The organism is Streptomyces sp. NPDC002889 (assembly GCF_042888425.1).
Lineage (GTDB): Bacteria > Actinomycetota > Actinomycetes > Streptomycetales > Streptomycetaceae > Streptomyces.
The window spans coordinates 43,450-60,953 of record NZ_JBIAPT010000016.1 but is presented as its reverse complement, the minus strand read 5'-3'; the positions used below and the strand labels follow the sequence as shown (position 1 = coordinate 60,953).

General features: G+C 70.9%; 15 protein-coding genes. 13 read left to right on the top strand and 2 right to left on the bottom strand.

Features of this window, described 5'->3' with window-relative positions:
* Positions 1 to 309 precede the first annotated feature (309 nt).
* Together ACFYWI_RS23955 and ACFYWI_RS23950 are read left to right on the top strand one after the other, a co-directional pair.
* Positions 310 to 1,128 (top strand): alpha/beta fold hydrolase, encoded by an 819-nt coding sequence (locus ACFYWI_RS23955; RefSeq protein ID WP_389236145.1) that lies wholly within the window; start codon positions 310 to 312, stop codon positions 1,126 to 1,128.
* Entirely contained in the window at positions 1,125 to 2,393 is a 1,269-nt protein-coding gene (locus tag ACFYWI_RS23950) for a cytochrome P450 (RefSeq protein WP_389236143.1), read from the top strand. Before ACFYWI_RS23955 ends, ACFYWI_RS23950 begins: the two co-directional genes overlap by 4 nt.
* A 167-nt stretch (positions 2,394 to 2,560) precedes the next feature.
* On the opposite strand, the gene ACFYWI_RS23945 is transcribed toward ACFYWI_RS23950, so the two are convergent.
* Both ACFYWI_RS23945 and ACFYWI_RS23940 read right to left on the bottom strand, forming a co-directional pair.
* Positions 2,561 to 2,941 (bottom strand): hypothetical protein, encoded by a 381-nt coding sequence (locus tag ACFYWI_RS23945; RefSeq protein ID WP_389236141.1) that lies wholly within the window; start codon positions 2,939 to 2,941, stop codon positions 2,561 to 2,563.
* A gap of 62 nt (positions 2,942 to 3,003) precedes the next feature.
* Entirely contained in the window at positions 3,004 to 3,771 is a 768-nt protein-coding gene (locus ACFYWI_RS23940) for a hypothetical protein (protein WP_389236139.1), read from the bottom strand.
* A gap of 104 nt (positions 3,772 to 3,875) precedes the next feature.
* Here ACFYWI_RS23940 and ggt point away from each other — a divergent pair, with 104 nt between their 5' ends.
* The 11 genes from ggt (at position 3,876) to ACFYWI_RS23885 (ending at position 17,488) form a co-directional block, all read left to right on the top strand.
* The gene (ggt, locus tag ACFYWI_RS23935; protein ID WP_389236137.1) at positions 3,876 to 5,681 is read left to right on the top strand and encodes a gamma-glutamyltransferase; all 1,806 of its coding nucleotides are present in this window, start codon (positions 3,876 to 3,878) and stop codon (positions 5,679 to 5,681) included.
* A 109-nt stretch (positions 5,682 to 5,790) separates the two neighbouring features.
* The gene (locus ACFYWI_RS23930) at positions 5,791 to 6,531 is read left to right on the top strand and encodes a glycoside hydrolase family 75 protein (protein ID WP_389236135.1); all 741 of its coding nucleotides are present in this window, start codon (positions 5,791 to 5,793) and stop codon (positions 6,529 to 6,531) included.
* Between the two features lie 474 nt (positions 6,532 to 7,005).
* Positions 7,006 to 7,356: a hypothetical protein gene (locus ACFYWI_RS23925; RefSeq protein WP_389236133.1), complete on the top strand. Its 351-nt coding sequence runs from the start codon at positions 7,006 to 7,008 to the stop codon at positions 7,354 to 7,356.
* 358 nt (positions 7,357 to 7,714) lie between these two features.
* Complete coding sequence (locus tag ACFYWI_RS23920) at positions 7,715 to 10,132, top strand: hypothetical protein (RefSeq protein ID WP_389236131.1); 2,418 nt, start codon at positions 7,715 to 7,717, stop codon at positions 10,130 to 10,132.
* A 314-nt stretch (positions 10,133 to 10,446) separates the two neighbouring features.
* Positions 10,447 to 10,647, top strand: a complete 201-nt coding sequence (locus ACFYWI_RS23915) for a winged helix-turn-helix transcriptional regulator (protein WP_389236129.1) — start codon at positions 10,447 to 10,449, stop codon at positions 10,645 to 10,647.
* Positions 10,648 to 10,661: 14 nt separating this feature from the next.
* Complete coding sequence (locus ACFYWI_RS23910) at positions 10,662 to 11,042, top strand: PPOX class F420-dependent oxidoreductase (protein ID WP_389236127.1); 381 nt, start codon at positions 10,662 to 10,664, stop codon at positions 11,040 to 11,042.
* A 96-nt stretch (positions 11,043 to 11,138) separates the two neighbouring features.
* Entirely contained in the window at positions 11,139 to 12,743 is a 1,605-nt protein-coding gene (locus ACFYWI_RS23905) for a hypothetical protein (RefSeq protein WP_389236125.1), read from the top strand.
* Positions 12,744 to 12,905: 162 nt separating this feature from the next.
* Entirely contained in the window at positions 12,906 to 13,748 is an 843-nt protein-coding gene (locus ACFYWI_RS23900) for a nitrilase-related carbon-nitrogen hydrolase (RefSeq protein WP_389236123.1), read from the top strand.
* Positions 13,745 to 15,025 carry an aspartate aminotransferase family protein gene (locus tag ACFYWI_RS23895; protein WP_389236121.1) on the top strand — a complete coding sequence of 427 codons (1,281 nt, stop codon included), beginning with the start codon at positions 13,745 to 13,747 and terminating at the stop codon, positions 15,023 to 15,025. Before ACFYWI_RS23900 ends, ACFYWI_RS23895 begins: the two co-directional genes overlap by 4 nt.
* 33 nt (positions 15,026 to 15,058) lie before the next feature.
* Positions 15,059 to 16,465: a dihydropyrimidinase gene (hydA, locus tag ACFYWI_RS23890; RefSeq protein ID WP_389236119.1), complete on the top strand. Its 1,407-nt coding sequence runs from the start codon at positions 15,059 to 15,061 to the stop codon at positions 16,463 to 16,465.
* A gap of 21 nt (positions 16,466 to 16,486) precedes the next feature.
* Complete coding sequence (locus tag ACFYWI_RS23885; protein ID WP_389236117.1) at positions 16,487 to 17,488, top strand: TIGR03842 family LLM class F420-dependent oxidoreductase; 1,002 nt, start codon at positions 16,487 to 16,489, stop codon at positions 17,486 to 17,488.
* Positions 17,489 to 17,504: the final 16 nt, after the last annotated feature.

Genomic DNA, 17,504 nt, shown 5'->3' with positions numbered 1-17,504 from the left:
GACCCGACGGTAACCTGGAGGGCGTACCTGCGGTAACTCCCCGGTAAGTTACGCGCGCGTAACAATTATTGGACGTCGTGTCAGTTCATCTTCCGCCGCGGCGCGGCGACTTGGCCGTCACCGGTCCGGACGAGCCGATTCCGGCCAATTCCGCGGTCCGCCCGGCAGCGGACCACCCAACGGCCGCCAAGGGGCTGCGACCATGACGTCGGCGGGGCACGCACGCGCGAACGAAACGCGCCAGCCGGCCCGGTCGGGTCCCCGGCCGGGCCTTGCCCGCCAGGGCCGTTGACCGCACGGTGGTGGCGTATGTCTGCGCCGGTGAACGGAGAAGCCGTGGCCCCCTTCCTGCTGCCCCACTCCCTGCACGGCTCCGGCCCGCACCGCATCGTCGCCGTGCACGGCTGGTTCGCCGACCGCGCCGCCTTCGCCACCACCCTGCCCGACCTCGACCGCCAGAACTTCACCTACCTCTTCGTCGATCTGCGTGGCTACGGCGAAGCACGCGACGCCGACGGCGCGTACACCTCCAACGAGGGCGCCGCCGACGTCCTTGCGCTCGCCGACCGGCTCGGCTGGGACTCGTTCTCGCTCATCGGCCACTCGATGGGCGCGTCCGTCGTCCAGCGCGTTGCGGCGGCCGCCCCGCAGCGTGTACGGCGGATCGTGGGGATCTCGCCCGTACCCGCATCCGGCATGACGATGCCGCCCGAGCAGTGGGAGCTGTTCACGGCGGCGGCCGAGCAGCCCGCACACCGCCGCACCATCATCGACCTCACCACCGGCTCCGTGCGGCCGGCCGCATGGCTGGACCGGATGGTGGACAGGTCCGTTGCCCGCAGCGACCCCGAAGCGTTCCGCGCCTGGCTCGACTCCTGGGCCGGCGAGGACTTCCATGCCGATGTGTCGGGCTCGACGATCCCGGCGCTGGCCGTGACAGGTGCGCTCGACCCGGCGATCGGTACGGACCTGATGCGGCGGACCTGGCAGCGCTGGTTCGCGGCGGCGGAACTGGTCGAACTGCCGGGCGCCGGACACTATGCGATGGACGAGACCCCGCTCCAGCTGATCCGCACCGTCGAGGACTTCCTGCGCGCGGACGACGCCGTGCACGATGCTCCGGTATGACGCCAAAACCGCCTGTGCCCGGCGTGCCCGATGTCTTCGACCCGCGGATCTACGCCGCCGGACTGCCGCACGACGCCTACCGGCAGCTGCGCAACCACCATCCGGTCGCCCGGCAGGAGGAGTACGAGGTCCTGGGCTGGCCGGCCGGACCAGGGTTCTGGGCGGTGACCCGGCATGCCGATGTGGTCCGCGTTCTGAAGGACGCCAGCTTCTCCTCTCACCTCGGAGCCACCCAGATCCGTGACCCCGACCCGGCCGACCTGCCGTTCATCCGCCGCATGATGCTCAACCAGGACCCGTCCCCACGTCTCGCGGGGGAGACCCCGTCGGACCACGCGAGACTCCGGCGGCTGGTGAGCCGCGCCTTCGTCCCCGGTCGCATCGACCGCTTCGCCGCCGCCGCCCGCTCACGCGCCCGCGGGCTCCTCGCCGGGGCAAGGGAGTCGGGACCCGACTTCGACCTCGTCCACACCGTCACCGACGATTACGCCCTGCTCAATCTGGCCGATCTCCTCGGCGTCCCCGACAGCGACCGCGGCCTGCTGCTGAAGTGGACCGAACGCGTCATCGCCTACCAGGACCCCGACGAACCGCCGGTCCTGGGCCCCGACGGCACGCCTGCCAACCCCCGCTCACCGGCCATGCTGCAGGAGATGTTCGATTACGCCCAGCAACTCGCCGCATACAAGCGCCGCAACCCGGCCGACGACATCATGACCTCCCTCGCCCGGTCCGAACTCCTGGACGCCGAGCTGGAGATGTTCTTCTTCCTGCTCACCGTCGCCGGCAACGACACCGTGCGCAGTGCCGCCCCGGGCGGCTTTCTCGAGCTGGCCGAGAACCCCGGCGAGCAGCGCAGACTACGGGCCGGGGAGGCCGGGCCGGAGCCCGCCGTCGACGAACTCCTGCGCCGCCATCCCCCTGTCCTCAGCTTCCGGCGCACGGCGACCCGCGACACCACCCTGGCCGGGCAGCCGATCCGGGCGGGAGACAAGGTCGTCGTCTTCCATGCCTCCGCCAACCACGACGAGCGGGTCTTCTCGGACCCGCAGCGCCTCGACCTGTCCCGTACGCCCAATCCGCATGTCTCCTTCGGTGACGGCCCGCACGTCTGCCTGGGCGCGCATTTCGCCCGCCTCCAGCTGCGGGTGCTGCACGAGGAGGCACTCCGCCTGCTGCCGCCGTACACCACCGCGGGTCCGCCGCGCCGACTGGTGTCCAACTTCATCAACGGCCTCAAATCGCTCCCGTTGACGGCGGTCTGATCGGCACAACGTGGACCAGTGGCTTGGCGGCCCGAGGTCCTTCAGGTGATCCACCTGGTTGCCGGCGCTGCTGCTCGGCGTCGTCACCCGGGGGCTGAACCAGCCGCCCCCGTCGAACCGGGGCAGGGACGCCGGTGCGGGCTGTGGTTCAACCAGGCGGCGACGAGCTATTGCGAGGGGGACAGCACCAGTGATTCGATGCCGCCACCGCACCCGGGCCGCGGGTGGTTCAGCTCGTCAAGGACCGTCATCGTCGGCCAGGCATAGCGCACCAGTCGCATCTGTGCGTACTCGGCCACGAGCAGGACCCTGCCGGAGTCCAGCAGACATGCGGTGTCAGCGTCGTCGTGCCACCGTCGCAGTGCTCCGGTGCCCACGTCCCACAGCCCCACGCCGCCGTGCACGGCCGCCGTGACGCTGCCGCCGTCGTCGGAGAGGTGCAGCAGGCGCGGATCCGCCAACGGCAGTGCCTGCGTTGCCCGGGGCCGGAGCGGGGGCACCTCGAACTCACCCACGACCCCGGTGTCACGGAACCGGAATTTCTCCACCGGGGCATGCTAATGGCTTGTAACGCGGCCTTGGCCGGGCGCCGGCGACGCCTGGCGAGCCACTAGCTCGCCGCGCGGCGGGACCTGCGGGGCGACGGCACCGGTTCCGACGCCGGGACCGGGACCGGGGCCTGCGCCGCCTGGGTCACATCGGCGACCAGTTCGACCACGTCCGGTCCGTACGCCTGTGAGTTGACCACCTTCAGGAGCAGACAGAAGGAGTTGCCGCCGTGCTTGCGGGCCAGTTTCTCGTGGTGGCGTGCCAGATAGCGGGTGGCCGCCTGGTTGGTGATCGCGCGCTGGCCGCAGAACAGGAAGACCGGTCGCGCGTCCTGCCCCGCGGTCAGCCGCGCCAGCAGCACGTACTCGGCGGTGCCGGGCTCCATGAGGTGGCGCTCCGAGCCGATCTGGAACGCGCCCTGTTCGGGGCCGGGCTCCGCATCGGTGTTGATCTTCACGCCGGGCAGCAGGGAGTGGAGATGGGCGGCCATCCGGCGGTTGGAGACCGGGCCGCCGACGCAGAACTCGGTCCGTTCGCCGAAGCCCTGCTGGGCTATGTCGTGCCAGACGATCTGGGAGTTGGCGCCGCAGTCCTTGATGAGCGCGGACAGCTCGAGCAGCGCGAAGACGTCGAAGCGGTGTACGGACCCGTCACGGCCGGCCTCGCGGTTGACGACGAGCATGCACTCCGAGTTTCCTGGAAGCCCGAAAAAGCCCTGTTTGCGCCGGAGTCTGCGCCGCCAGAGGTACGTGCGGGCGAGCCAGCCGACCGTGGCGCTGATTCCCGCAGCCACCACGCCGAGCACGATATTGCGAACGTCGTCAGTCATGGGCGCGCATGCTATCGGTGCCGCGGACCGTTGTTCGAGGCGGTCCTGACGGGGGAGGTGCGGTGAAGTTACGCTGCGCGGACGTACGTTGACTGGAGGTACGGATGCGTCGCTCCGCCGCACGAAATGTGTCGGTTCTGGCCGTTGCCGCGGCCATGGTCTCGATCGGGGCGGCCGCACCGCCCTCACAGGCGCCGCCGACCCCGGCGCCGCCCGTCAAGTCCCCGGTGGCCGTCGGGCACGGCGGCGCGGTCGCCAGTGTCGACGCCGACGCGTCGTCCGCCGGGATCGAGGTCCTGCGGCGCGGCGGGAACGCGGTGGACGCGGCCGTAGCCACCGCCGCGGCGCTCGGTGTGACGGAGCCGTACTCGGCGGGCATAGGCGGGGGCGGCTTCTTCGTCTACTACGACGCGAAGTCCCGTACCGTCCACACCATCGACGGACGCGAGACCGCACCGCGCTCCGCGGACGCGTCCCTGTTCCTGGAGAACGGCAAGCCCATCCCCTTCGAGGAGGGCATGACCAGCGGACTCGGGGTCGGCACCCCCGGCACCCCCGCCACCTGGGAGACCGCGCTGGATGCCTGGGGCAGCAGGCCGCTGCGGCAGCTGCTGCGGCCCGCCCAGCGCCTCGCCGACGACGGCTTCACCGTCGACGCGACCTTCCGCTCCCAGACCGAGGCCAACCGGGCCCGCTTCGCGGATTTCCCCGACACCGCCAAGCTGTTCCTGCCGGGCGGCGAACTTCCGGTCGTCGGCACCGTTTTCAAGAACCCCGATCTGGCCCGCACCTACAAGGAGATGGGCCGCAAGGGCGTCGGCACGCTCTACAACGGCAAGATCGCCGAGGACATCGTCCGCACGGTACGCACACCGCCCCTCGCGCCGGGCGCCACCCGCGTGGTGCGCCCCGGCGATCTGACGGAGCGCGACCTGCGGGCGTACGAGACGGTGCGGCGCGCGCCCACCAAGGTGTCCTACCGGGGTCTCGACGTGTACGGCATGGGACCGTCCTCATCCGGCGGTACGAGCATCGGCGAGGCGCTCAACATCCTGGAGCGCACCGACCTGTCCAAGTCCTCGCAGGCGCAGTATCTGCACCGCTTCATCGAGGCGAGCCGGATCGCGTTCGCGGACCGCGGGCGCTGGGTCGGCGACCCGGCCTTCGAGGACGTGCCGGTCAAGGGGCTGCTGTCCCAGCGGTTCGCGGACTCGCGCGGGTGCCTGATCAAGGACGACGCCGTGCTGACCAGTCCGCTCGCCCCCGGCGACCCGGGCAACCCCGTGGCCTGCCAAGCGTCCGGGACGGCAGCCCCCACCACGTACGAGGGTGAGAACACCACCCATCTGACCGCCGCCGACAAGTGGGGCAACGTCGTCGCCTACACGCTGACGATCGAGTCCACGGGCGGCAGCGGCATCACCGTCCCCGGACGCGGCTTCCTGCTCAACAACGAGCTGACCGACTTCTCCTTCGCCCCGGCCAACCCCGCGGTCCACGACCCGAACCTGCCGGGCCCCGGCAAGCGGCCGCGCTCCTCCATGTCGCCCACGATCGTGCTCGAGCACGGCCGTCCTGTGCTGGCGCTGGGCTCCCCGGGCGGCGCGACCATCATCACCACCGTGCTGCAGGCCCTCACGGGGCATCTGGACCGTGGCCTGCCCCTGGTCGAGGCGATCGCGGCACCACGCGCCAGCCAGCGCAACCAGACGACCACGGAGCTGGAGCCGGGTCTGTGGAACAGCCCGCTGCGCGCCGAACTGCAGGCGATCGGCCATGGCTTCCGGCAGAACCCGGAGATCGGCGCGGCGACCGGTGTCCAACGGCTGAGTGACGGCCGTTGGCTGGCGGCGGCGGAGAAGGTCAGGCGGGGCGGCGGCTCGGCGATGGTCGTGCATCCGAGCCCGTGAGCACGCACACGGCACCGGGGCGCGCCCCGGTGCCGTAACCCGTCCGGCCGCTGACCGGAGGGGGCCGGGGCCGCGGCGGGTAGGGAGGCTTCCGACAGAAAGGCTCCCAGTGCGCATTCGACACACCGTTCTCGCCGCGACCGGCGGCGCTGCCCTGATGGCGGTGGCGGCCCTGCCGGCCGCCGCAGACCCGGCGGTCCCCCCGCCCGCACCCCCCAACCCCGTGTTCCGCACCGAAGCGACGCGGCAGGAAGCGGCCACCGAGGCACCGGTGACCGCGAGCCAACTGCTGGACAAGGTCACCCGCTGCACGCAGATCTCCCGGGGCAAGTACCGCAGCGACCAGGGCGCGGCCGCGAAGATCCCCGTCTGCGACGCGAAGGGTGCCGTGTTCTGGAAGGCGGACATGGACATCGACTGCGACGGTCAGCCCACCGTGCGGTGCAACCGGCAAACCGATCCGTACTTCCAGCCGACGACCGCGTTCCAGCAGTCCGACGGTGCCCAGCTGAACGCCGAGAAGCTGCCGTTCATCGTGGTGCCCGGCCCCAGCAGCATCTGGGACTACCGTGTGTCCGGCATCCGGGGCGGTTCGGTCGCGGCCGTCATCTACAAAAACAAGGTGCAGTACGCCGTCGTGGGCGACACCGGGCCCACCGGGATCATCGGCGAGGCCTCGTACGCCACCGCCAAGGCGCTGGGCATCGACCCGCACCCCAGCACGGGCGGTGCGGCCTCGGGCGTCACCTACATCGTCTTCAAGCAGTCGCGGGTGTCGCCGATCGAGAGCCGCAACGCGGCGCTCACCCTCGGCAAGAGCCTGGCGAGGAGCTTCGTCAAGAACAATTAGATCTGCTGTCCCGCGACGTTGGTGACGGGCGACCGTCGCGGGCCGGACAAGACAGCCGGGGCGCTTACAGCGCGGTGAGGATCCGCGGGCCGTCGTGCGTGACTGCCACGGTGTGCTCGGCGTGGGCGGCCCGGCTGCCATCGTGCGGCGCACGGACAACCAATTCTCGGTGAACGCGATGTCCGCGATCAACACGAAGGGCCGGTTCGTGTGCGGGGGCCTGGCCCGATGTCCGCGCCGTATACAGCCAAGTGCACTTCGGCGGGTCAATTCGCTTTGTTTCGGGCGGAGTTGTGCCGTGCACAGGCATACTGACCGAGGGCCGGTCGCTTGGCGGCCGGTGAAGGGGGCTGGTAGAGCAAGCCCGGGCACGGGAGTCCACATCCCACCGGCACTCGTCTGCAGACGCATGCCACATCCGCCGACCGGCCGACCGACGAACCGCTCGCAATCGCGCCACGGAGGTCACCACGTATGAACCAGAACCGCCCGGACCGTTACGACGTGCACACCGGGAACGTCACCGGGCAGGTCGTAATCGGTCGGGACAACACAGTGACGGCCTCCGGCCCCGCCACCACACTCAACCTTCCCGAATTGCTGCGCTTCACCAACGCCGTCGTCCAAGCACTCCCCGTACTCGTGATGACGGCAGAACGACAGCAGGTCGTTCAGGCCCTCACTGCGGAGATCCTGCAGGCGGCCGATCAAGGTGAGCCTGACCACAGGAATCTCCGCCAACTCGGCCAGAGCCTGCGCACGATGCTGGAAGGCGCTGCTGCGGGCGCTCTCGGCTCCGGGCTGCTCTCCCTCTGGACTCCCTGAGCAGAGTCGGCGAGCGCTGAGAGCTCCGGCGAACCGCCTCGTGGACAGCACCGCGGCCGGAGTTCGCGTCGGATCGCAACGTGGGCGATCACCCCGCGCCGATCCGCACCCGCCCCGGTGTTCGCGAACGCCCTCCCGGACCAGCCGGGCCGCCGATCTGGAGAAGGGGTGAACGCGACGATGGCACGGGTGATGAGCATGGAGGGAAAGCTGCGGGCCGGCCCCGGAAGGTGCTCATTCTCTCCCATAACATAACAATTTTGCGCAATACCGGAGATGAGTGGGTAATCGGCCGGGTCAGCGACTAGACCAGCCTTGGGTTGGCACGGGGGACACGGAGACGCAAGGGGGCTGTCCGATGCCCGACGAGAGCAACATCCGCCTGTACGGCGACATCGTCGACGCGCAGGTCGTCGTCGGCGACCGGAACATCGTGATCAACGCCGAGCGCGGCTCCTCCGTATCGGTGCGTACCGAGGAACCGCCGCCCTTTCGCCGCAAGGACCGGCCCGAGGGTCGTGCACTGCCCCGCGAAGCGCCCGAGCTGCTGGGGCGCGATCTCGAACTGGCCGCGCTGGAGCGCCGGCTGGCCGAGGGCCACGCGGTACAGATCTACGGGCCGCCGGGCATCGGCAAGACCGCGCTGCTGCGCCGCTTCATGGTGGACCGCGCCGCGGACGGGGCCGCCGTGGTGCACCTTTCGGGAGCAGGGCTGCCGGTCACCGACCTCGTCCAGGACCTCTTCCACGCCTGCTACGAGGTGGCGGACTACAAACCGGAACCGGCCAGGATGCGGCGGCTGATGGCGGCGGTCCGGGCCCTGCTCGTCGTCGACGACTTTCACGGCTCGCGGCAGGACCTGGCCGAGCTGGTGGACGCCGCTCCGGGCTGCGAGGTCGTCGTGGCGTCCATCGAGCCCTGCCCATCGGGCGAGGCACGGGCGATTCGGCTTGGCGGGCTCCCCGAGCAACCCGCGCTGGCACTGCTGACCCGAGAGCTGAGACGCCCGCTCAGTGGAGGCGAGCTCTCTGCGGCCCGGCGGCTCGTCGCCACGGCGGGTGGGCACCCGCTGACCCTGGTGCAGGTGGCCGACGCGACGAGGGTGACCGGGGGACGGCGGGGCGTGACGGCAGCGGGCGCGGGCGGTAACGGTGCCGGTGCCGAGGGCGCTGTGGCCGCCGAGAGCGCCGATCGCGCGACTGGTACGCCGGATGTCACTGGCCCTGGCGAGGGGTTCGACGTCGACGAGTCCGCGCTCGCCGTCGGCCTCGCGGCGCGGCTGAGCGATGGCGCGGGGGAGCTCCTGCGCCTCCTCGCAGCCTTCGCCCCGCTGCCCGTATCGCCCGCCATGCTGGGCGCGCTGGCCGGGGACGTGGACCGGACGGCCGCCGGCGAGCTGGAGTCGCTGGCTCTTGCCGCGTCGGACGGCGCTGGCCTCCGTGCCGCGGGGCGGCTCGCCACGCTGGTCGCCGAGCGCGCCGGGACCTTGGGGGGCGCGGCCCGCTTCGCGGCACCGCTGCTGGAGTGGGTGCGGTCCACGGCCACCCGGCAGCAGATCGCCGCCGAGGCCGCCGCGGTGGTCCGGGTCATGGCGGCGGCGGCCCGCGTGGGCGATCACCCCGCCGTACGAGACCTGGCGCGGGCGACCGCACCGGCCCTGGCCCGTACGCTTCGCTGGGGCAGCTGGCAGCGGGTGCTGGAGCACGGCGCGGAGGCGGCCCGCGCGCTGGGCTCGGCGGAGGACGCGGCCTACTTCGCGCACGAGGAAGAGGTGCGCAAGCGGGGGCTGGGGTTGGTGGTTGGAGTGCCTTTGGGCGCCGTGGCCGGAGCCGGCGCGGTACTCGCCCACGGCGCGTCGGCCGGCACGGCGGCCAAGTCGGGCGGCGGGCTGGCCGCGATCGTCACCAACCCCGTGACGATGTGCCTCGGAGCGGCGGCGGTGGTCGCCGGCGGATTGTTCGCGGTGGCCGTGGTGGCCGGCGGCGGCGATGAGGACCGGGCGACGGGCTCCGCCGCACCGAGGCCCGGCGTCTCCCGCACAGTGAACCAGGGAGCCTCGACGTCAGGGGGGACGGCGGGCGGCCGGGCGGACTCGGTCGCCCCTACCCGGACGCGGCACGGCGTCACCACGTCCCCGACGCGGCCAACGACGAAGGGCGGCAGCTCCGATTCCGGGGAGTGTGAGGTCGTGTCCCTGGGGTCCTATACCCCCGGTCGGCCGATCGAAGAGGGCGAGAAGTTCAGCGAGCATCTCCATTACACGTCGTCACAGTGCGACGACGTGAGCACGATGACGGTCAGTGATCCCGCCGCCTGGGCGGTGGAGCCGGCGGGGTGCCCACCGCCGGGCAAGCCTGACGGCTGCGCATTCGACGTGACCTTCGCCCCGCCCCGGCCGGGCACCTACAAAGCGCGGGTGAACATGTACAGCGGCGAGGGTGTTCTGGTCATGACGTTGGACGTGACCGGGACCGGGGTCCCTGCGGCCGAGAACACCGTCGCCGCACCCACCGATCTGCAGGTCACGGCCGTGAACTCGACCACCTTCCGGCTCCGGTGGGCGGACGACTCCGGTGATGCGGCGATGTACGAGATGAACACCGGCAACAACAACGCAACGGTGGAGGCGAGCTGGAAGGAGTACGAGTGGGGCAGCCAGGCGCCGGGCACGACCCTGTGCTTCCGGATCCGCTCGCTGACCAGTGACGGCCGCGCGTCGGCATGGACCCCGGCCGAAGCCCCGTACGAGGTGTGCGCGACCACGCCCAACGCCTGACCCGCGGCGGCCGACCGCCTTCTCCTGGCGGACCTCGTCGACGGCCACGTCGAGGGGGCGGACCGGCCCGACCAGGGCATCGACGCAGCACCGCCGCCTGGCGCGCGAGTACGTCAACGGTACCGGCGTGGACGAGGGACGGGTCACGATGAGCGAGCCGCTGAGGGACGACATCTTCGCCGACCCGGATTGCAGGCACCGGATACAGCCGATCCGCTTCGGAGACAAATGGTCCGGCATGGTGCTGCGCTGCCTCGAGGGCGGCCCGCGCCGCTTCCTCGAAGTGCGCGTCCCGCTGCACTGGATCACCCCCAATGCTCACCGAGCCACTGCGCCCCATGGAGCGGAACGGATTCGTGAGCCGGACTGCGTACGACGAGAACCCGCCGCGTGTCGAGTACGGGCTCACCTCGCTGGGCTGCTCGGCGCTCGACCCGATGAACGTGGCATGCGACCGGGCCGGGGCGCATCCGGACGAGCTCATCGCCGCCCGTGACGCCCACGGCGGCGGCTGACGTACGCTCGCAGCGTGAGTGCCGAGAAGTTCGCCAGCGCCAGGTATGTCAGCGTCACCACATTCCGGAAGAACGGGACGGGGGTGGCCACGCCCGTGTGGTTCGCGGTGGACGGCGGTGAACTGTTCGTGTGGACGCGGTCCGACTCGTGGAAGGTCAAGCGCCTGCGCAACAACACCCGTGTGGTGGTCACCGTGTGCGACGCGCGGGGCAGGGTCGCCGAGGGTGCCCCGACCGCGGAGGGTACGGCGCGGCTGCTGGACCGGGCAGGGACGGGCGCGGTGCGGCGGCTGTTGGCCCGCAAGTACACCTGGCAGTTCTGGCTCGTGGACTGGCCCGCGATGGTCGTTCGGCTGGGCAAGAGGCCGCACACCGGCATCGCGGTCACGTTCTGAAAAGAGTTCGTCACAGCCTCGTAACCTGTCTGCGATCGAATGCCAGCGGGTCCAGGGAACCGGAAGGTTCCCTCCGGCGGTGGGACAGGGGCGGCGATGGCGGTGCATCAACTCCCGGTGGATGTCGGGGTGTTCGCGCGGTACCTCGGGGATCTGGTCGCGCTGCTCGACCGGTCCGAAGGCTGGTACGGGATCTTCTGGCAACGCGACCCGGGCGGTATGCAGGCCTGTCTGAACGGTGTGGAGATCCCGCCCTGGGACGTGGTCGAATCCCTGCTCCAGGACCTGGCCGCCGGGCGCGGGCCGCAGTACGCCGAGCAGCAGTCGCTGCGCGCAAGCCGGCTGCACGCGCTGGCCGCGGCGGCACACGACCGGCTGCCGGGCGGGCACGAGGCGCTGGAGAACCGGCTGGACCTGATGCTCCGGGAGCAGACCTACGCACAGGGCCGGGCCCAGGAACTGATCGGGCTGCTGGCGGGAGAGGCGGAGGGCACACCGCCTGCGGAGCAGTACGCCAACGAACTGGCCTGGACCCGCGACGACCACCACCGTGCGGCGGCCCGCATCACGGAACTCCGCTCCAGACTCAGGGCCCTGTCCGCACCGGAGCAGGCCGTCGCACCCCACCCGGCGGCGCCCGGCGGGTGGGCCGGACAGGAACCCGCCGACCCGCAACCGGTTGCTCGGCCCGGCCGGCCCGGGTCGGGAGCCGAAGACCCTGACGCCGCCGCGACCCATGACCGCTTCCGGCCGGACAGCGCCGCGTACGCGCCCGTGGCGGACGCCTCTCGCGGCAGCGGCCGGGCCCAGGGGCCCTACGCAGCCGCCGGCACCGCTGCCGTCGAGTCCGTCGTACCGAACGGGTGGTTCCGGCCGGCGCCCGCCGAACCCGACCAGCACCGCCGGGCCGAGTCGGCCGGGCCCGCCGACGGCGCGCACCCCGCCGGAACGCCGCCCGGCGCGGACGTCCCACCCCCCGCGCAGTCCCGGGCAGCGAAGCGGCGGCGGCCCCGTGGAGCCCGGTTCGCCGGGGTCGAGAACCTGGGGGAGGAGGGCACGGTCGCGCAGCCGGTCCCCGTACTGCCCGTCGCGGACGATGTGCCCCGCGGGGCACGCTACGGCGGGGCCCCCGCCGTCACCGACCATGCCTCGCCCGCCGTGGCGCCCGTGCCCGAGGGCGCCTCCCGGGCCGCCCGGGAGACGGTTGCCGCGCTGGGGCGGCTACGAGCCGAGGGCCGCAGCGGCGAGGCGCACGCCGTGATCTGCGAGGCCGCCGCCCGGCCCGTCGGCTGGCTTCCCCCGCTCGCCGCCGAGCTGCACCGCGCCGGCCTCGCCGCCGACTGGGCCACCCTGCTGTGGGAGGTCGCGTCCCAGCCCGCCGCACGGCTGACCGCCGCCGCCGACGCGCTCACCGCGGCCGGCCGCGCCGACGACGGCCGTCAGCTTCTGCGCCAGGGCGTCTCACGCTCCACCGACGAGATCGCCGCCGCCGTGATCGCCCTCGAGGACGAGGGCCTTGCCGTCAGGTCCCGTGCGCTGCTGGACGCGTTCGTACGGGTCCGCACCCCGGAGGACACCGCCAGGGTCGCCGAGCCCGATCCCGGCCGCCTCGTCCCGAGCCTGCTCGCCGCCGCCCGTGCCGTGTCCCCGGCACACGAACGCGACCTCGTCCATGCCCTGCGCGTGGCGGGCCATCTCTGAGCCGAAGTCGTTCGATGTGGACCGCTCGGGTGTGAAACATGATCGACTCAGCGGGTTAATGACGATGGTCTTGCCCCGCTGTGTGACGGGGCTTACGTTCTCTTCCTACGCACCGCATCTACGTGCGTAGAGCTCTCTGACGTCCCGTCGAAGGAGCAACTCATGGCCAATGTCGTACGCGCCGCACTGGTCCAGGCGACCTGGACCGGCGACACCGAATCCATGATTGCCAAACATGAGGAACACGCCCGTGAGGCGGCCCGGCAGGGCGCCAAGGTCATCGGATTCCAAGAGGTCTTCAACGCTCCGTACTTCTGCCAGGTCCAGGAGCCCGAGCACTACCGCTGGGCCGAGCCCGTCCCGGACGGTCCGACCGTCCGCCGGATGCAGGAACTCGCCCGCGAGACCGGCATGGTGATCGTGGTCCCGGTGTTCGAGATCGAGGGCGCGGGCTTCTACTACAACACCGCCGCCGTGATCGACGCCGACGGCACCTACCTCGGCAAGTACCGCAAGCACCACATTCCGCAGGTCAAGGGCTTCTGGGAGAAGTACTACTTCAGGCCGGGCAACGCCGGGTGGCCGGTGTTCGATACCGCGGTCGGCAAGGTCGGCGTCTACATCTGCTACGACCGCCACTTCCCCGAGGGCTGGCGCCAACTCGGCCTCCAGGGCGCCCAATTGGTCTACAACCCCTCCGCCACCTCCCGCGGTCTGTCCGGCTACCTCTGGCAGCTGGAGCAGCCCGCGGCCGCCGTCGCCAACGAGTACTACATCGCCGCGATCAACCGCGTCGGCCAGGAGGAGTACGGCGACAACGACTTCTACGGCACCAGCTACTTCGTCGACCCGCGCGGCCAGTTCGTCGGCGACCTCGCCAGCGACAAGGCGGAGGAACTCCTCGTACGCGACCTCGACTTCGACCTGATCGACGTCGTACGCCAGCAGTGGGCCTTCTACCGCGACCGCCGCCCCGACGCCTACGAGGGCCTGGTGCAGCCATGACCCACCTGTACGACCGGCACAAGGCCGTCATCCCCGACTGGGTGGCGCTCTACTACAAGCAACCCATCGAGATCACCCACGGCGAGGGCCGCCACGTCTGGGACGCGGACGGCAACCGCTACCTCGACTTCTTCGGCGGCATCCTCACCACCATGACCGCCCATGCCCTGCCCGAGGTCACCAAGGCGGTGAGCGACCAGGCCGGGCGGATCATCCACACCTCCACCCTCTACCTCAACCGCCCGATGGTGGAGCTCGCCGAGCGGATCGCCGCCCTGTCCGGCATCCCCGACGCCCGTGTCTTCTTCACCACCTCCGGCACCGAGGCCAACGACACCGCGCTGCTGCTCGCCACCAACCACCGCCGCTCCAACCAGATCCTGGCGATGCGCAACAGTTACCACGGCCGGTCCTTCTCGGCCGTCTCGATCACCGGGAACCACTCCTGGTCACCGACCAGCCTGTCCCCGCTGCAGACGCTGTACGTGCACGGCGGCGTCCGTACCCGCGGTCCCTACGCCCAACTGTCCGACGCGCAGTTCATCGAGGCGTGCGTCGCCGACCTCGAGGACCTGCTGGGCCACACCCGCGACGTCGCCGCGCTGATCGCCGAACCCGTCCAGGGCGTCGGCGGCTTCACCTCGCCGCCCGACGGCCTCTACGCCGCCTTCCGTGAAGTGCTCGACCGGCACGGGATCCTGTGGATCTCCGACGAGGTGCAGACCGGCTGGGGCCGTACGGGCGACAACTTCTGGGGATGGCAGGCGCATGCGGGCAGCGGCCCGCCCGATCTGCTCACCTTCGCCAAGGGCATCGGCAACGGCATGTCCGTCGGCGGTGTCGTCGGCCGCGCCGAGATCATGAACTGCATGGACGCCAACTCCATCTCCACCTTCGGCGGCAGCCCCATCACCATGGCCGCCGGTGTCGCCAACCTCTCCTATCTGCTGGAGCACGACCTCCAGGGCAACGCCCGTCGCGTCGGCGGACTGCTGATCGAGCGGCTGCGCGCCATCGGCGCCGGGGTCCCGGCCGTACAGGAGGTCCGCGGGCGCGGGCTGATGATCGGCATCGAGCTGGTGCGGCCCGGCACCGACCTGGCGAACCCCGAGGCCGCGGCGAAGGTCCTGGAGGCCGCGCGCGAGGGCGGGCTGCTGATCGGAAAGGGCGGCGGCCACAACACCAGCGTCCTGCGGATCGCCCCGCCGCTCTCACTGACCGTGGCCGAGGCCGAGGAAGGCGCATCGATCCTCGAACGGGCGCTGCGCAGCGTGTAGTCGACTGTACGTACGTAAGGGAGCGCACCCAGCATGAGCAGCACCCGCACCCTGGTCCGCGGCGGCCTGGTCGTCACGGCCGCCGACGAGATCCACGCCGACGTGCTCATCGCGGACGGGCGGATCGCCGCCCTCGCCGCCCACGGCACAGCTGCCGCCGAGACCTGGACGGCGGACCGCACGATCGACGCCACCGGTAAGTACGTCATCCCTGGCGGCGTGGACGCGCACACCCATATGGAGCTGCCGTTCGGCGGGACCTTCGCCTCGGACACCTTCGAGACCGGTACGCGCGCGGCCGCCTGGGGCGGCACCACCACCATCGTCGACTTCGCCGTGCAGAGCAGGGGCCACTCGCTTCGGGAGGGCCTGGACGCCTGGTACGCCAAGGCCGACGGCAACTGCGCCATCGACTACGGCTTCCACATGATCCTCTCCGACGTCAACGAGTCGTCCCTGAAGGAGATGGACCTGCTGGTGGAGGAGGGCATCACCTCCTTCAAGCTGTTCATGGCCTACCCCGGCGTCTTCTACAGCGACGACGGGCAGATCCTGCGCGCCATGCAGCGCTCGTCCACCAACGGCGGGCTGATCATGATGCACGCCGAGAACGGCATCGCCATCGATGTACTCGTCGAACAGGCCCTCGCCCGCGGTGAGACCTCTCCCCGCTACCACGGCGAGGTCCGCAGGGCTCTGCTGGAGGCCGAGGCGACCCATCGCGCCATCCAGCTCGCCCGGGTCGCGGACGCGCCGCTGTACGTCGTGCACGTATCGGCCGAGGAGGCCGTCGCCGAGCTCGCCGCCGCCCGGGACAAGGGACTTCCCGTCTTCGGCGAGACCTGTCCGCAGTATCTGTTCCTGTCCACCGACAACCTCGCCGAGCCCGGCTTCGAGGGCGCCAAGTACGTCTGCTCCACCCCGTTGCGGCCCAAGGAGCACCAGGCCGCGTTGTGGCGCGGACTGCGCACCAACGACCTTCAGGTCGTCTCCACCGACCACTGCCCGTTCTGCTTCTCGGGCCAGAAGGAACTCGGCCGCGGCGACTTCTCCAAGATCCCCAACGGGCTGCCCGGTGTGGAGAACCGGATGGACCTGCTCCACCAGGCCGTCGTCGACGGGCACATCAGCCGTCGCCGCTGGATCGAGATCGCCTGCGCCTCCCCGGCCAGGATGTTCGGCCTCTACCCGAAGAAGGGCACCATCGCGCCGGGCGCCGACGCCGATGTCGTCATCTACGACCCGCACGCCGAGCAGACCATCTCCGCCACCACCCACCACATGAACGTCGACTACTCGGCGTACGAGGGCAGGACCGTCACCGGTCAGGTGGAGACCGTGCTGTCGCGCGGTGAAGTCGTCATCGACCAGCGCGAGTTCACCGGGCGGGCCGGCCACGGTGTCTACACCCCCCGCTCCACCTGCCAGTACCTCAACTAGCCCGAACCAGGAGGCCCCGACGTGGACTTCGGACTCGTCCTGCAGACCGACCCGCCCGCATCGGCCGTCGTCTCACTGATGCGGCGCGCGGAACGCAACGGCTTCCGCTATGGCTGGACCTTCGACTCCGCGGTGCTGTGGCAGGAGCCGTTCGTCATCTACAGCCGCATCCTCGAACACACCCAGCAGCTGACCGTGGGACCGATGGTCACCAATCCGGGGACCAGGACCTGGGAGGTGACCGCGTCCACCTTCGCCACGCTCAACGACATGTACGGCAACCGCACCGTGTGCGGCATCGGGCGCGGGGACTCGGCGATGCGGGTGGCCGGCCGCAAGCCCAACACCCTTGCCAGGCTCGGCGAGGCGCTCGGCGTCATCCGCGACCTGGCCGAGGGCCGTGAGGCCGTCGTCGACGGTCAGCCGCTGCGGCTGCCGTGGGTGAAGGGCGGAAAGCTGCCGGTGTGGATGGCGGCGTACGGGCCGAAGGCGCTGGCGCTCGCCGGGCAGAAGGCCGACGGCTTCATCCTGCAGCTCGCGGACCTCTATCTGACGGAGTGGATGGTCAAGACCGTGCGGCAGGCAGCCGCCGACGCGGGCCGTGATCCCGACTCCATCACCATCTGCGTCGCCGCCCCCGCCTATGTCGGTGACGACCTGGAGCACGCCCGCGACCAGTGCCGCTGGTTCGGCGGGATGGTCGGTAACCACGTCGCCGATCTCGTCACCCGCTACGGCGAGCACTCGGACGTGGTCCCGGAGGCGCTGACGGCGTACATCAAGGAGCGGCACGGCTACGACTACAGCCACCACGGCCGGGCCGGGAACCCGTCGACGGACTTCGTACCCGACGAGATCGTGGACCGCTTCTGTCTGCTGGGGCCCGCGTCCGCGCACATCGAGAAGCTCGAAGCGCTGCGCGACCTGGGCGTGGACCAGTTCGCGGTCTACAACATGCACGACGCGAAGGAAGCGACGATCGACGCGTACGGCTCCGAGATCATCCCCGAACTCAACCGCTGAAGTCCGCGCACCGCGC

Bases quoted from the DNA above. Each gene is read 5' to 3' on its own strand.
- ACFYWI_RS23895 (WP_389236121.1), top strand. From the start codon at position 13,745: ATGACCCACCTGTACGACCGGCACAAGGCCGTCATCCCCGACTGGGTG.
- ggt (WP_389236137.1), top strand. From the start codon at position 3,876: ATGCGTCGCTCCGCCGCACGAAATGTGTCGGTTCTGGCCGTTGCCGCG.
- ACFYWI_RS23920 (WP_389236131.1), top strand. From the start codon at position 7,715: ATGCCCGACGAGAGCAACATCCGCCTGTACGGCGACATCGTCGACGCG.
- ACFYWI_RS23940 (WP_389236139.1), bottom strand. From the start codon at position 3,771: ATGACTGACGACGTTCGCAATATCGTGCTCGGCGTGGTGGCTGCGGGA.
- ACFYWI_RS23900 (WP_389236123.1), top strand. From the start codon at position 12,906: ATGGCCAATGTCGTACGCGCCGCACTGGTCCAGGCGACCTGGACCGGC.
- ACFYWI_RS23950 (WP_389236143.1), top strand. From the start codon at position 1,125: ATGACGCCAAAACCGCCTGTGCCCGGCGTGCCCGATGTCTTCGACCCG.
- ACFYWI_RS23955 (WP_389236145.1), top strand. From the start codon at position 310: ATGTCTGCGCCGGTGAACGGAGAAGCCGTGGCCCCCTTCCTGCTGCCC.
- hydA (WP_389236119.1), top strand. From the start codon at position 15,059: ATGAGCAGCACCCGCACCCTGGTCCGCGGCGGCCTGGTCGTCACGGCC.
- ACFYWI_RS23925 (WP_389236133.1), top strand. From the start codon at position 7,006: ATGAACCAGAACCGCCCGGACCGTTACGACGTGCACACCGGGAACGTC.
- ACFYWI_RS23915 (WP_389236129.1), top strand. From the start codon at position 10,447: ATGCTCACCGAGCCACTGCGCCCCATGGAGCGGAACGGATTCGTGAGC.
- ACFYWI_RS23905 (WP_389236125.1), top strand. From the start codon at position 11,139: ATGGCGGTGCATCAACTCCCGGTGGATGTCGGGGTGTTCGCGCGGTAC.